Source organism: uncultured Campylobacter sp. (assembly GCF_938030145.1).
GTDB lineage: Bacteria > Campylobacterota > Campylobacteria > Campylobacterales > Campylobacteraceae > Campylobacter_B.
On record NZ_CALHGM010000033.1, the window covers coordinates 39212 to 53971 of the forward strand.

General features: G+C 47.5%; 13 protein-coding genes. 6 read left to right on the forward strand and 7 right to left on the reverse strand.

Features of this window, described 5'->3' with window-relative positions; all coding sequences use genetic code 11:
* Positions 1 to 80 precede the first annotated feature (80 nt).
* Positions 81 to 1274, reverse strand: a complete 1194-nt coding sequence (locus Q0323_RS07305) for a tetrahydrodipicolinate N-succinyltransferase N-terminal domain-containing protein (protein WP_298053052.1) — start codon at positions 1272 to 1274, stop codon at positions 81 to 83.
* Positions 1275 to 1459: 185 nt separating this feature from the next.
* Here Q0323_RS07305 and Q0323_RS07310 point away from each other — a divergent pair, with 185 nt between their 5' ends.
* Entirely contained in the window at positions 1460 to 2086 is a 627-nt protein-coding gene (locus Q0323_RS07310) for a DUF6037 family protein (protein ID WP_298053053.1), read from the forward strand.
* Positions 2087 to 2164: 78 nt separating this feature from the next.
* Here Q0323_RS07310 and Q0323_RS07315 read toward each other — a convergent pair whose 3' ends face one another.
* The 3 genes from Q0323_RS07315 to thiC form a co-directional block, all read right to left on the reverse strand.
* Positions 2165 to 3190, reverse strand: coding sequence for a hypothetical protein (locus tag Q0323_RS07315; protein WP_298053055.1), 1026 nt, complete (start codon positions 3188 to 3190; stop codon positions 2165 to 2167).
* A 958-nt stretch (positions 3191 to 4148) separates the two neighbouring features.
* Complete coding sequence (locus Q0323_RS07320) at positions 4149 to 5243, reverse strand: Mrp/NBP35 family ATP-binding protein (protein ID WP_298053056.1); 1095 nt, start codon at positions 5241 to 5243, stop codon at positions 4149 to 4151.
* Positions 5240 to 6547 carry a phosphomethylpyrimidine synthase ThiC gene (gene thiC / locus Q0323_RS07325; protein WP_298053059.1) on the reverse strand — a complete coding sequence of 436 codons (1308 nt, stop codon included), beginning with the start codon at positions 6545 to 6547 and terminating at the stop codon, positions 5240 to 5242. The genes Q0323_RS07320 and thiC overlap by 4 nt, the downstream gene beginning before the upstream one ends.
* A gap of 218 nt (positions 6548 to 6765) precedes the next feature.
* Between thiC and ispF the strand changes: the two genes are divergently transcribed.
* The 5 genes from ispF (at position 6766) to Q0323_RS07350 (ending at position 13301) form a co-directional block, all read left to right on the forward strand.
* Complete coding sequence (ispF, locus tag Q0323_RS07330) at positions 6766 to 8019, forward strand: 2-C-methyl-D-erythritol 2,4-cyclodiphosphate synthase (RefSeq protein ID WP_298053062.1); 1254 nt, start codon at positions 6766 to 6768, stop codon at positions 8017 to 8019.
* Positions 8016 to 8879, forward strand: a complete 864-nt coding sequence (locus Q0323_RS07335; RefSeq protein ID WP_298053064.1) for a response regulator — start codon at positions 8016 to 8018, stop codon at positions 8877 to 8879. The genes ispF and Q0323_RS07335 overlap by 4 nt, the downstream gene beginning before the upstream one ends.
* On the forward strand, positions 8857 to 10782 hold the full coding sequence (locus Q0323_RS07340) for a hypothetical protein (protein WP_298053067.1): 1926 nt from the start codon (positions 8857 to 8859) through the stop codon (positions 10780 to 10782). Before Q0323_RS07335 ends, Q0323_RS07340 begins: the two co-directional genes overlap by 23 nt.
* 715 nt (positions 10783 to 11497) lie before the next feature.
* On the forward strand, positions 11498 to 12034 hold the full coding sequence (locus Q0323_RS07345; protein WP_298053070.1) for a phosphatidylglycerophosphatase A: 537 nt from the start codon (positions 11498 to 11500) through the stop codon (positions 12032 to 12034).
* 544 nt (positions 12035 to 12578) lie between these two features.
* Complete coding sequence (locus Q0323_RS07350; protein WP_298053073.1) at positions 12579 to 13301, forward strand: alpha/beta hydrolase; 723 nt, start codon at positions 12579 to 12581, stop codon at positions 13299 to 13301.
* A 477-nt stretch (positions 13302 to 13778) separates the two neighbouring features.
* Here the strand turns inward: Q0323_RS07350 and Q0323_RS07355 are convergent, their stop codons facing one another.
* Genes Q0323_RS07355 through Q0323_RS07365 form a run of 3 tightly spaced genes read right to left on the reverse strand, consistent with a single transcriptional unit; the run spans position 13779 to position 14736 of the window.
* Positions 13779 to 14246, reverse strand: coding sequence for a hypothetical protein (locus tag Q0323_RS07355; protein ID WP_298053076.1), 468 nt, complete (start codon positions 14244 to 14246; stop codon positions 13779 to 13781).
* Positions 14243 to 14479: a hypothetical protein gene (locus tag Q0323_RS07360; RefSeq protein ID WP_005871317.1), complete on the reverse strand. Its 237-nt coding sequence runs from the start codon at positions 14477 to 14479 to the stop codon at positions 14243 to 14245. The genes Q0323_RS07355 and Q0323_RS07360 overlap by 4 nt, the downstream gene beginning before the upstream one ends.
* A complete protein-coding gene (locus Q0323_RS07365) occupies positions 14476 to 14736 on the reverse strand; it encodes a hypothetical protein (RefSeq protein ID WP_177388007.1) in 261 nt (86 codons plus the stop codon). The genes Q0323_RS07360 and Q0323_RS07365 overlap by 4 nt, the downstream gene beginning before the upstream one ends.
* Between the last annotated feature and the right edge of the window lie 24 nt (positions 14737 to 14760).

Consider the following 14760-nt stretch of genomic DNA (forward strand, 5'->3'; position numbering starts at 1 on the left):
TAACTCGCCTTTAAGTTATAGATTTAACGCAGCTTTGAAAAGCTCCAGCCAATCCGCGCCCGCCGTTTAAATTTATAAATTTAATGCAGTTCCGCGTTGAGTTTGATCGCACGCTTGCTAATGCTTGCCGTAATCTGCCCGCTTTGGCTATTTTGTCGGAAGTGCAGACCGCTAAGCCCGGCAAGCTCAAGCCCTTTATAAATTTCACGATCGAACGCAAAGCCCGCATTTAGCGCTGCTAGCGCTTCGCGATCCTTTTGCGCGATGAAAACCTTCGTGCCCTCAAGTACCGCAATACCGGCATCCACGATGCAGCGGTCGCCTAGCGGAATGCCCGTTACGGAGTTTGCGCCCAGCAAGCAGTGCTTGCCGATGCTCACGGCATTGCCGTTGGTGCCGCTTAGCACGCCCAAAATCGATGCGCCACCGCCTATGTCGCTGCCCTCGCCCACGACGACCGAGCTGCTGACGCGCCCCTCGATCATAACGCTACCGGTCGTACCTGCGTTGAAATTTACATACGCAGCGCCCGGCATCACGGTCGTACCCGCAGCGATATGCGCACCCAAACGCACCTTTGCGTCATCTAAAATCCGAACGTTTTGCGGCGGTACGACGTGGCTTAGGTAGCGCGGAAATTTATCGACGCTGATGATGCGCGGATAGCGGCCCTGCATTTTTAAAGAGATTTCGTTTTCTCGCAGCCACCAAAGCTCGATCGGACGGGCGTTTTCGTCCCACGCGACATTCGGAAGCACGCTAAATGCGCCATCTAGATTGAGCGTGCGCGGCTCGCAGAGATTTAGCGAAAGTGCGTAAAGCTTGAGATAGATGCTCTCGACGCTTTTTGGCGCGGCATCCTCGAAGATGAAGCTAGCGCAAAAGCTTGCGTGCTCGTCCGATTTCATCGCCTCTTTAACCGCAAGCAGCACCTGTAGATTTTTGTGTGCGCCCTCTTTGGCGTCTGGCTGTAGAAATTTTAAAACCTCGATCGCCTTTTTTAGGGCTTTATGCGTTAGCGTAAAAATACACTCGCTACCGCTAAAATCCACGACCTCGCCGCATTCGGCTAGAGCATGGATTAGCACTGCTGCGCTTACTAGCCCGTCTTTAAAATTTACGTGTGCGTAATTTACGCTTAGACTTTTATGCTCCTCCGCACGCCCCTTAAATATGCGCCCGACCGCCCACATGATCGGATCGCGATAACCCTTTTTGGCGCGAACTTTATCTGCAAAAGCCTGAAGCTCGCTTAGGCTTTTAATCTCTTTCATATTTAATCCTTAATCGCAAAATTGCGCGGGAGTATAGCTAAATTTAATTTAAAAGGGGATTTGAAAGTTGCATATATTTTCTAGTTGATTTATATTTTTAAGCTTAATTATGCAAATTATTTACTATACTTTAATGATATTTAATGATATTAGGATAAAAAAATATTTTGATTTTGGAGATTACGATGCCTATAAGATTTGAAAATTTAAAATCGTTACTCAGAGATATGGAAAATAGGAATTTAGTAATAGCTTCTTTTCGATTCCAATACAATATAAATACAGCAGTAATACTTAAACGATACCGAGACGGACAAACAAAACCTAATGAATATGCTAAGGTGTGGTTGAAATTTATAGATTGGGAAGACACAAATAATACTATAGAAGCATACGCTGATTTTTTTGAAGTTTATTTTAGAACTACTGAAGAATTTATAGAATTTTTTAATATACAAAATAGAGGTGCTATGAGAAATATATTCTTAGATTTTTCCAATCATTTTGCCAAATTTATTCCAACAAAATGGAGTCGACCAAATAATGATATCGAAAGGCATTTATTGGGCGGATACGCAGAGGGAAATAATCCAAACGCCATTTATTGTTTTGATGTAAGAAGAAATGGCATTGATAGGAATGGGAACCCTAACACAAGAAGTATTGAAAATAGCAATAAAGCTTACATTTTAAGACCAAATTTATATGTCCTATATAAAGATGATACAAATTTAAGTTTCTTTTTTTCAGACAATATTGAAGATGAAAAACAGGACAGGGAAATAATTAGAATGGTTGCCAATAGAAACTAACTATCATATCGGCTAGGTTTTAGAGGCAAAACATTGACTAACTGTAAAATATATGCAATTCTGAAAGTAAATTTCATCCTACCTAAACACATCATCCATCGGCGTGCTTTCGCATTTCTTGCGGTCCGCTTCTACCGAGAGTAGGCGAGCTTTACTGTCGTCTAAAATTTTTGGTGTAATAACAAGCCCCGGCAGATCTAAGGAATTTACGGCGTGCTTGCCGGCAAATGCCCCCAGGCCTCTGCCAAATATCCCGTTTACGCGCCCGTTCATATCATAAATCTCGCTGCCGTCGCAGTGAAAGACATTGCCCGATATGCACTCGCATTTAAGTCCATCCGCAGCCTCTGTGTATCTGTAGTCCTCGACGTAAAGCGCACCGCTTACGCCACGGACGCTACTAATGGGGTTGTAAATTAACACGGCTAGAATTTCATTCTTTTGCGGATTTGAGATCTCCCACTCCACGGCGCGATATGAGCTAAGCAGCAGCACTATGGGCTTAGCGGATTTGGCTAAATTTAGCTTGACGCGATTATTCATCTGCGCGCTTTCGTAGATCGCGCCCAGCCACAGGTCGTAGTCCTTATCCGCAGGGATCTTGGCTACGGCGTCTTTTTGACGATAAAAGGGCTCTACGTCTTTAAAATCCACGAAAAGCTCGCTGGAATGCGCGTCATTTAAAAACCACGCTTCGATCTTATGCTTGCCCTTGCTAAATTTATACGTAAGCGGGCGCTTTTGATTGCTAGATGTCCCACCTAGCACATCCGTGCCGTCCACGGCGATTACCAGCGTGGACCAGCCGTAATCTCCTAGCACCATTTTTTCGACATCTACGTCGAAATTAAACTCGCCAACCCAATACGCCATAAGATTTGGAGATGGAATTTCATGGAAGGAATTTCCTTCATAATTGACGCTGATGCGATCGACATTTTCAGAGAAAATCACCTTCTTGGGCTCATCTTTATTCAGATAAAACGCCAAAAACTTATCCTGCGGGATCTGCGCGTCCGCGGTAATCTCTTTCGCCCATTTTTGCATATTGCTCTCTTGCGCGAACGCCGCAAATGCAAGCACCAAAATAATCAAAAACCTCATTACCGACCTTTCTTATTTCGTATAAAAGTAAAATCCCTAAACCTAAAAGCCCTAGGCTTAGGGATTTTGCCGCCTTGACTCCACAGCTTATACGAATAAAATTCCAACTGCTTAAATTTCAGCTGCGCGAGAAATTTACTTCCGCAATCACTACAGATAAAATTCCATCCCAAATAAACTCTACAGAGGCTTTCGCAGATAAACTCCACCGCCATAAGGCCCGGCGAAATAAAATTTAAACCAGTGCAATGCTACGGCTACTGCTAAAAAGCTAGGCGCGATAAAATTTCAAGCCTAAAATTCATATTTTAAAGCCATATCTTGAAATTTCAAAATAGAGCTTTAGCGATAAAATTTCACGTTTTAAAATTCTGCGGCAAAGCTTTATGCTTAAAATTTTACATTTAAAACTCCAAGGCGGAATTCTACGGCAAATTTTACCTCGCTGAATTGCGCGTTTGGAATTTAATTTTCGCCGTAAAATTCTGCGCTTAGAATTTTATCTAAACCCTCACGCAACGGAGCTTGGACAAAATTTAGATCGAAATTTCAAACTACGAAATTTCGTCTGCCCAAATTTTGCGAGCGCTATAAAATTGCTCAAAATCAAAGCGGAATTTTAAGCTTAAAATTTAGTATAAAAACTCGCGCTACGAAACTCCGCACGAAATTCTATACACAAAAATTTTACTGACGCCGTAAAATTACTTCAAAATTTCGTGGCGAAATTTTAACGCAGAATTTCGAGCTGCGAAACCCGCGTGAAATTTTGCCCGCGAAATTTACGGGCAAAATTTTATGACGGATTTGCATACCGAAATTTTGCGAGTATTATAAAATTTGCAGCGAAATTAGGCGTGAAATTTCAAACTATTAAATTCCGCGTTGAATTTCAATATGCAAAATTCACGAGAAATTCCACGCGAAATTTGACACCCTGCCCGCGCCCGCCAAAGTCCTAATTCGAGCAGGCGCTCTTGCCGTCCATCACCGGCTGGATCGCGGAGTTGTCCGCGAGCTCCTCGCGGTCGATCTTCTCGATCTTCTCCCACAGCTTGCGCGCGGCATCTTCGTAGCGCTTCGCGCTCAAAGAATCGGGCGCATAGAAGCTTACCGGCTTGCCGCTGTCGCCGCCCTCGCGGATAGCGATCTCGATCGGGATCTCGCCGATTACTTCGGTGTTGTATCGCTGCGCCAGCTTTTGCGCGCCGCCGCGACCGAAGATATCATACTCCTTGCCGTTATCTGGGCAGATGAAGCCGCTCATATTCTCGATAAGGCCTGCGATCGGGATGTGGAGCTTCTCAAACATATCAAGCCCGCGTGCGCTATCGTCCAGCGCGACCGTCTGCGGCGTCGTGACGCACACGCCCGCCGTCACCGGCACGCTCTGAGCCAAGGTAAGCTGCGCGTCGCCCGTGCCCGGAGGCATATCCAAAAACAGTACGTCCAGATCGCTCCACGCCACGTCTTTTAGCAGCTGCTCGATCGCCTTCATTATCATCGAGCCGCGCCAGATGAGGCTCGCGCCCTCCTCCATCAGCACGCCCATGCTCATCATCTCCACGCCGTGGCTTAAGATCGGCTTTAGCTTCTGCCCGACGACGCTTGCTTGCGTCTTATCCTCTCCTAGCATTCGCGGCAAATTCGGCCCGTAAATATCGGCATCCAAAATCCCCACTCTCTTGCCTAGCTTTGCCGTGCTGATGGCTAAATTTAGCGTCGTCGTGCTCTTGCCTACGCCGCCCTTGCCGCTGCTGATCATCACGAAATGCTTGATCTGCGGCGCGATATTTTTGCCGCTGCGAGAGTTGCTCTTTTCCTCGGCGATCTTGGGCTGTTTGATTAAAATTTCGGCGTCCGCGCCGAGCGCCTTTTGTACCGCCGATCTGAGCTCTGCTGCGATCTCTGGCTTGGCGCTGGGGATTTCGATCCCTACGAAAATTCTATCGCCGATCTCGACCTCTTTTACAAATCCAAAATCCACGATGCTTTTAGAAAAGCCCGGATAGATCACGCTTCTAAGCAAATTTAAGACTTCGTCTTTACTCATTCTTTCTCCTTATTTTCGGTTAAATTTCTACTGATTTTATATGCGCAAAATTTCGGCCCGCACATCGAGCAAAACTCCGCGCCCTTGTAAATTTCATCACCCAGGCTCTCGTCGTGCAGCTCGCGCGCATGATCTGGATCGAAGCTAAGCTCAAACTGCCTGTTCCAATCAAAACCATACCTCGCGTCGCTCATCGCGTGATCGCGCTCTATCGCGCCCGCTTTGCCTAGCGCGACGTCCGCGGCGTGAGCGGCGATTTTATGCGCGATGATACCCTCTCTGACGTCGCTTGCATTGGGAAGGCCTAGATGCTCCTTGGGCGTTACGTAGCAGAGCATGCTAGCGCCGCAATACGCAGCCATCGTCCCGCCGATAGCCGAGCTGATATGATCGTAGCCCGCGCCGATGTCGGTCGGAAGCGGCCCCAGCACGTAAAACGGCGCATCGCGGCAGATCTTGCGCTCTAGCTGCATATTTAGCTCGATCTCGTTAAACGGAATGTGCCCCGGCCCCTCGATCATCACCTGCACGTTTTTTTCATTCGCGCGCAGGGCTAGCTCGCCTAAAATTTCAAGCTCGCTAAGCTGCGCCCTATCGGTCGCATCGTATAAGCAGCCGGGGCGCAAGCCGTCGCCCAGCGAGAGCGATACGTCGTAAGCGGCGCAGATATCGCAAATTTCATCAAACGCTTCGTAGAAGGGATTTTGCTTATGAAATTTCATCATCCACGACGCTATCAGCGAGCCGCCTCTGCTTACGATACCCATCTTGCGACGGGACAGCAGCGGCATAAACTCTAGCTTAAAGCCCGCATGGATCGTGAAATAATCCACCCCCTGCCGCGCCTGCTTCTCGATCGTGCTAAGAATAGCGCTCGTTTTTAAATTTTTGATATCGCCCAGCTCATGGACCATCTGATAGATCGGCACCGTGCCTATGGGTACAGGCGAGCGCTCGATTATGGCAGCGCGGATCTCATCCAAATCGCCGCCCGTGCTTAGATCCATCACCGTATCGGTGCCGTACTTTAAGCACGCTTCAAGCTTTTCCAGCTCGCCCTTGATATCGCTCGTCGTGCCCGAAGAGCCGATGTTTGCGTTGATCTTGCACCGCAGCGCGCGTCCGATGCCGATGGGCTTTAAACTTTTGTGATTAACGTTTGCGGGGATGATCGCTCTTCCTTGCGCGATAAGATCACACAAGGCCCGCACGTCCATGCGCTCGCTTTGCGCGACCTCTCTCATCTGCGGCGTCACTTCGCCTCTTTTTGCAAAATAGATCTGCGTTACGCAGCTTTCGGTCATTTTCGCCTCGCTTACTTAAAAATGCGCGTATAATATAACAAATTTCATTAATCCTTACTTTTCTTTTGCCGTTTATTTTCGTAACGTAAGCTGAAATTTCGCCGCCACGCCGCGTAAATTTACGCCTAAACTCAAGATATTTTAGCTCGCAAGCCGCGATTAATTTTGCTTTCATTTTTAATACGTATAATTTCGTAACAAAATTTCAAGGATAAAATTTGAAAGATATATCGCTGATTTTGCTCGCCGCGGGCGATTCGAGCAGGTTTGGTCTCCCCGTCAAAAAGCAGTGGCTGCGCGTGGGCGAGCTGCCGCTTTGGCAATACGTCGCGCAGAGCATTGCGCGGGCGCACCCATTTAAAAAAATCATAATCGCCGTGAACGAGGAGGACGTGGGCTATTGCGAGCGCCTCTATGCGTGCAGCCTAGCCTCGGCGCGCGGAGAAAACTCGGAGTGCGGCGCGAGCGAGTATAACTTTCAAAGAAAGCAGGGCGAGATCGAATGCGGTGCAGATGAATGCGGCTCTTCAAATTTAAAATTTCACTTCACCCCCGGCGGCGCAAATCGCCAAAGCTCGCTAAAAAACGCGCTGCGGCTCGTAGAGAGCGAGCTCGTGCTCGTAAGCGACGTAGCCCGCGCGCAAATTTCGCCAGGGCTAATCTCCTCGCTGATACGAAATTTAGGCGACGCAGACTGTATCAGCCCCTATCTTGGCGTAAACGACACGACCTATCTCGGCGAGGCCGTGGTGAATAGGGAGGAGCTGCGTCTCATCCAAACGCCGCAGCTTTCGCGCACGGCGCTACTTAAAAAGGCGCTTGATGGAAGCGAAATTTTTACCGACGACAGCGCGGCGATCGGCAGCGCAGGCGGGCGGTTGGAATTTATAAAAGGCGAAGCGGGCGCGCTTAAGATCACGCGCGCAAGCGATCTGGCGGCGCTAAATTTAAAACCCTGCTCGCGCGATATCTTTTGCGGCACGGGTTACGACGTGCACGCGCTTGAAAAAGGCGCGGGTATCGTGCTCGGCGGCGTGCAGATCCCATGCGAGTTCGCGCTGATCGCACACAGCGACGGCGACGTAGCGATCCACGCCCTAATCGACGCTATTTGCGGCGCGGCGATGCTGGGCGACATCGGCGAGCTTTTCCCCGACAGCGACGCTAAGCTTAAAGGCGCGGATAGCAAGGAGCTGTTACGAAAGGTAATGCGGCGCGTCAGAGGCTACGGCTACGAGCTCGTAAACGCCGATATTACGATCATCGCGCAACGCCCGAAGATCGGCGCTTACAAAGCGCAGATGCAAGAGGTTTTGAGCGAAATTTTAAACTGCGCGCGCGTCAATGTTAAAGCGACCACGACCGAAGGGCTGGGATTTACGGGCAGAAGCGAGGGTATCGCCGCACAGGCTGCGGTAAGCTTAAAATTTTACGACTGGCAAAAACACGCAGCAAAGGTGCGGGGCGCATGAAAATTTTAATAATCGAGAGCGAAAGTTATCTCGCCCAAAGTATAGCAAACAAGCTAGGTGCGCTGGGGCATGAATGCACTAACGCGGCGAGTTTGGCGGCCGCGGCAGCTCTTGCGGAGGAGTTTGAGGCGGTGTTACTTTCTACAAGCTGGAGCGGCGCGAGCTTTTATCCGCTGATCGAGAAATTTAGGCGCTCGATCATAATTTTGATGGTCGCCTACGTCGATAGCGAAACGGTGCTAAACCCCGTAAAAGCGGGCGCGACGGACTATATCCAAAAGCCATTTATGATAGAGGAGCTCATCAAAAAGATCGAGCATTACGCGCAGTTTCGCTCGCTAAAATCGCAAAACGAAGCCTACGAGGCGCTGCTTAAAGAGGCCTCCATTTCGTGCGAGATACCGCACACGCGTTTAGCGCAGATAAAATTTCCGCTTCTTTTGCGCGGCGATGCGGCAGCGCGGGCTGCGGCGGTATTTAAGATCGCGCTTGCGCTAAAATCGCGCCTTAAAATTCTATCCGCGCAAAGCCCTGAACTGCTAGAACGCGGCGCAGAGATTTTTTACGCACCAGATTTTGATAGCCTAAGCGGCGCGCAGAAGGAAAAATTTCTAAGCAAAACCAAATCCATGCGTGTAATCGTCGGATCCATCGGCGCGCAAAAAGGCTTTAGCGACGAAATTGCGCTTGACAGCAGCAAAGAACGCAGTGAAATTTTAAGCATTGAAGAATACGTAAAGCTCACGATCGTAGCGCACCAAGACGAGTATTTCGACTCCGATCTGGCGGCAGCACTTGGGATTTCTCGAAAATCGCTTTGGGAGAAAAGGAAAAAATATGGCATCGCAAGAAAAAAATAGCCGCGCGCGCTCGGTATGGATCGCAGACGGAACAGAAATTTCACGCGATACCGGCAATTTAAACGAAATAAAACCGCTTGAAAGTGAAGGAATTTTAAGCGGCACAAAACCTCTAAACATCGCAAAAGCTTCGAGCGACGCGGCGCTAAATTTAAAGGCAAAGCAAAATTTAAAAGCATCACGGAACTCAAAAGCAAGACAAAATTCAAAAGCAAAGCGCGATTTAAAAACGGTGCGGAATTTAGAAGCGTCAAGGGCTGGCGATGCTAGAAAAGACGAGGCGCGAGCTAAGGACGCGGCAAGAAATTTAAAAGCAGAGCAAGCCGGAAGCGAGAGCAAAGGCGCAAATAATAGCGCAACGCAAATCCGCAAGATAGTGATCTCGCGCTCCGACCTAAACGTCTTGAGCCTGCTCGCAAACGGCGCTTTTGGCAAGAGCTGCGAGCTACTGCGCCCAAGCAAGCTAAGTGTATGCGGCATAAATTTCGTTTTTTCCTGCGCGGATGCAAAAAAGGGCGATATTTTAGAGCTTTATCTCCGCAAGGACGGCATAGCTGAACGCGCCAAAAATTCGCTTAGCGGCGAAAGTGGTGCGTATTTGCTAGCTAAAGAATCACGCAACTTGCAGGATGGAGTTTCTGCCGCGGCACAAAACGAGCATAATTTTGCGAAAAGCGGCGCAGGTTTCGCGCGCACTGCAAGTACTCAAAGCACTATAAACGCCGCGAGCGAGGACTTAGACCATATAGAAAGCCTTGCTGCGAGCTATGATCAAATTTTTACTTGCAGCACAGATGCAAAATCTGAGAAAAACACTACTTTGGATTCAGCTAAAAGCTCTATTGAAAATTCTGCGGTAAATTCCGCGCAGAGCTTTACCGAAAATTCCGCACTCAATCGCGTTTGCAGCGCAGATGCAAAATCCGTAGCAAATTCGGCGGGAAATTTTATTTCAAATTCCACCGAAAATTTCATCAAAAATCCCGCTGCAAATCCCGCCTATTGTGAGCTTGTCGCGCGCATAGACGTTAGCGACGTTTATGCCCCAAGCGCAAGCGAGGTAGCAGACTCAGTATTTCAAAACGCGTACGCAGAGCAAACTGCAGTGCAGGGGCGCATCACGCTGCTAAAAAATGAGCTTGCAGAGCAAATCGCGCGCATAAAAAAAGTCGCAAGCTCGCTTGCCGCGCCTAAAATTTCAGCGTTTTTTACCTGCGCCGATCCGATCCACCGCGTGCATGAGCGGCTGATTAGGCATATGATCGACAAGGCGGATTTCGTGGTGATTTTTTTAACCGGCACGAATAGCACGGATGCCCTGCCCTACGAGCTACGCAAAAAAACGCTAAGCTATTTGCTGCAAAATTTTTTGGTTGCGCAACGCGCCATGATGATCGATCTGGGCTCGCTTGCGATTTTTGACGACAAGCCCGCCCTGCAGTGCGCGATCGCAAAAAATTTAGGTATAAACAAAATAATTTTCGGGCAAAATCATGCGAATATGGAGCTATTTTTCGATGGAGGCGGCGTGCATTCGGTGCTAGACGAGTATCAAAAGCGCGGCGAAATCGAGATTTTGCTGATGCCCGAATACGTCTATTGCGAGAAGTGTAAGGTGCTCGTAAGCACCAAAAACTGCCCTCACGGCGCTCATCATCACGTGCATTACCGCACTCAAAATCTAAAAGCACTGCTGCGCGCGGGGATCTTGCCACCCGCGATTTTTATGCGTAAAGAGATCTCGGCGATGATTTTAAGCGAGCTCTTTCCCGCGCGGTTTTCAGATCTGCAAAAGCTCTACGACGAGCTTTTTCCAAACAGCGGGATCTTACAGAGCCACGGCGAGAGCGAGTTTTACGAGCAGCTGATGCAGCTGTATCAAACCAGCGCGCTAAAGACGTAGCGTTTGAGGGCGCAACGCAAAAAATGACGTGGAATTTGCGGAAGCTAGGCAGAGGGTAAAATTTCGCGGCGTTAGAATTTACGGCGGCTAGACGTAAAGTAAAATTTCATAGTGCGGAAAGAAAGGACTGCGCGGAATTTTGTAGAATAAAGAGCGACGGACGCAGATTTGGCGTAAAATTTTGTGGCGTAATGAAGCTAAATTTTTAAAACAAGCGGTGCGGTAAAACGAGCTTTAAATTTTAAAGCTTCGGCTACGTAGCAAATTTATAACGACGCAATAAAATCGTGCGACGAAGCGGATTTAAAATTTTAAGGTGCGATGTATATGTAAGGCAGCACGGCAAATCTAAATTTTAAGCTTTCGGCAAGCGAACCTAAAATTTTAAAATTAAGCAGTTGCTGCGAGTTACAGCGCAAAACTCGGATGCAGCGCAACGACTGCTCGCCCACGCAAAATGCCGTGCGTTTGCGGACGGGTTTGAAAACTCCGCGTGGAGCGAGCAAAATTTTAAAATTTTTACGCAAATGAGTAGAAATTTAAAATTCCTACATTAGCGAGCGAAATTTTGTGACGAGCGAGTAGAACTGATTTCGTGTAGGCGGACAAATTAATTCTACATGCACGAACGAAATTTAAAATTTTCGCACGCGAGCAGATGCCCTAATTAAAATAAGCGGTAAAATTTTAAAAAGCAAAATTTAAAAGGACAATTATGGATAAAATTTTCGTTACATTTTTCGGCGCGGGGCTACTAAAGCCCGCACCGGGCACCTGGGGCAGCATCGCAGGCTGGATAGTGGGGCTTGCAATCTTGATGCTAGCGGGCGAGGTGACGCTGTTTTTGTGCGCCGGTCTCGTCTTTTTCGTCTCGCTTAAGATCGTAAGCGATTACGAAAGGCGGGTAGGCGCGCACGATAACAGCGAGATCGTCATCGACGAAGTCGTGGGGGTCTGGATTGCGATGTGCGTCGCCGCGCCCGTAGGCGAAATCTTTTCGCTGCCGCTGCGGGAGCTGATCGCGGGCTTTGAGAGCAGCAGGATATCGATCGTCGCGATGATTTTAGCGCTGCTGTTTTTCAGGGCGTTTGACATCCGCAAGCCATCGATCATCGGGCGCGTGGATCGCGACGTACCAGGCGGGCTCGGCGTGATGCTGGATGACGTGCTGGCGGGCTTTTTCGCGGGGCTTGGGGTTTTGATAGTTATCTCTTTAGGGGTCAAGTTCGGCGCCGCGGGATTGATTTTTTAAGCTTTTTGGATGTGCTCATGGCAAACACAGCGCGATTACGAGCACTATCAAGCACCGAAATTTTAAAAACCGTATCCTGAGCGCGGCTTATGAAATTAGTGCAAATTTTAACTTCTGAGGCGTGAGCCCGCTTGAAATTTAAAATTTAAGCGGTGTTTATTCGCGTAGCCTGCAAATAAAGCAAACGTAAAATTTTAAAATTTTGCACGAGTCGCGATAAAATTTGCGTGGCCTTAAATTTTAAATTTCGCAGCTTGCAGAATTCTACGGCGTAAAAATTTTAAGACGCAAATTTTAGGGCATGCGCAGTTGCGATACAGAATTTCGTAGCAAGAATTTTTACAGTCTGACGGCGCAAAATTTCTACGATATAGAATTTTAAAACAAAGCGACAGGCGCAGCTCGCGCGTAAAATTTTAAAATTTATCGCTAATCGCAGGCAGTCTAGCAGGGCGTACTATTAAATTTTCAGCAATATTTATGGTTTTTCTTGTAGCATTGCCGCAAATGCGGGTATCGGCGCAAAAATTTAAAGGAACGAAAAATGCAAAAGAGCGCGATTGAGATACGTGGCGTTCCCGCCGCCGTTTGGAGGAACCGCTCGGAAAAGGTTTATATCTACGCTCACGGGCAATGCGGAAGCAAAGATGATGCGGAGCTTTTGGCTTCCGTCGTTTGCGAGCAAGGCCGGCAGGTTATTAGCTTTGACCTGCCCGGGCACGGACAGAGGCGGCACGAGCCCGCTTCTTGCGAGTCTATTTTTTATGATCCGAGGCACACTATTTTTGAATTTCACGAAATTTTATCGTATGCAAAGAAGCGCTGGGACGAGATCGCGCTGTTTGCCGTTAGCCTAGGGGCATGGCTCGACCTGCAAAGCTTTCGCGACAAAAAGCTTAGCGACTGCCTCTTCGTCTCGCCGATACTTGATATGAAATACGTTATTTCAAATATAATGCGCAGGGCTGGCGTTAGCGAGGAGCGATTGAAGCAAGAGCGGATGATTTTGACCCCTGTCGGGCAACCGCTTTTTTGGGAATATTGGAGTTTTGTTTTGAACAATCCGATCACAAAATGGAAAACGCCCAGTAGAATTCTATACGCAGAAAACGACGATATGATGCCTCTTTGTATCGTTAGAAATTTCGCGCAGAAGTTCGACTGCGACTTAAGCGTTATGAAAAACGGCGAGCATTGGTTCCATACGCCGCAGCAGTTAGATTATTTACGCAGATGGATCAAATCGGCGGTTGAGAATCGGCGATAAAATTCTATGAGAGATTTTAAAACTCACACCCAAGCCCGCGCCGATGAAATTTCGCGCATTTTCGGGGTGCGAATTTCATAAATTTAAGATAATCTTGATATTTTGCTTTAATACGCTTGTTTTATAAGGCGCTTTTGCAGATCCAGCCACAGCTCTCATCGCTGTCACGCGAGGGGCATAGCTTCAAAGCACCCATCTCATAAATTTAACCGCAATGGCATAAATCACGACCGATATGAATTGCAAACTAAAATATGATTAAAATTTAACCGATAGGCTGTCAATACAAATGCGAAAATGCCGATTTTAAAGCTAAATTTTAAAAAAATACCTATAAAGATGAATTCTTGAGACTTAGCATGTTTTTGGCACGAGGTGCGAGCCGACGCACGGCTACGCACTTCACTAGTACTATCGCGCTTATGCTGCACGGATGCTTTACGAATCCATAGCAGTAGCGCGATTAAATTTTAAAAATTATTTGCCTATCCTAAAGCCATTTAGCTTCATATAGGTCGTATCTTTATGAAATGCTTCGCAGCGCTCCCTGTTGCGGTTGATGTTTTCGGTTGTGAAGAAATAGCCATCACTATCTTGACGCAAGGTGATCGTCGCGCAAAAGATCATATCGTTTTTGAGTTTCGGTCCTACGCCATAGGTAAAGCTTTGATTGACTGCTAAGCTACGTGCCAGATCGCTATCACTAAACTGCCTGGAGCCCGTCATACTCTTTAGCTCGCGAAAATTTCCTTGATTTAAGTAGTCGCGTTGTATATCTTTAAATACACCTTCAAGCTCGACTGCATAAGCTTTTACTAAAACCTCATCCTTAGCACCATTTAATTTAGGATATATTATTTTTACTATCACGAAGATTATAATAGCTAAAAATATTATCCCACTTACGCCGCCGCCTACTGCCGCACCTTTTCTCATTTTCATCATTTTACTCCTTCGTCGATGTCCTTTACCAAGGCATCTATTTTTTTATTAAGCATAAAATTTTCATAGCTTTTTTGGATATAGGCTTCAAGCAGTTCGCCCGCATCCAAATGATCGCTGCCGCGAGTTAAAATCCGCCAGTCCCTGCCGAAGACCTTCGCAAAGTCATCATCCAGGCTTATCGCGTATTTTTTCGTCAAAGACTTACTCGTCAGCTGAACTGAAATTTCTTTCATTTCTCGCCTAAATTATCGCCTGCCAAAATATCGTCGATCTGCTTGCTTAGATCCTCATCACTCATCTTGCGATACGCCAGATCGTTTTCAAGCGTGCCAAGCTGCATTCCCAAAGCCTCGTTTTGCGCCTTGACCGTCGCTAGCTCGGTGCGTAGCTTTTCGTTTTCGTCTCTAGCCTCGCTATAACGTCTAATCAGCTCAGCTACTTTATTGCTTAAGCCCTCGACCTTTTTCTCTTCGTCAAAGATTGATTCCATTATTTCGCCTTTTCTGATATAATT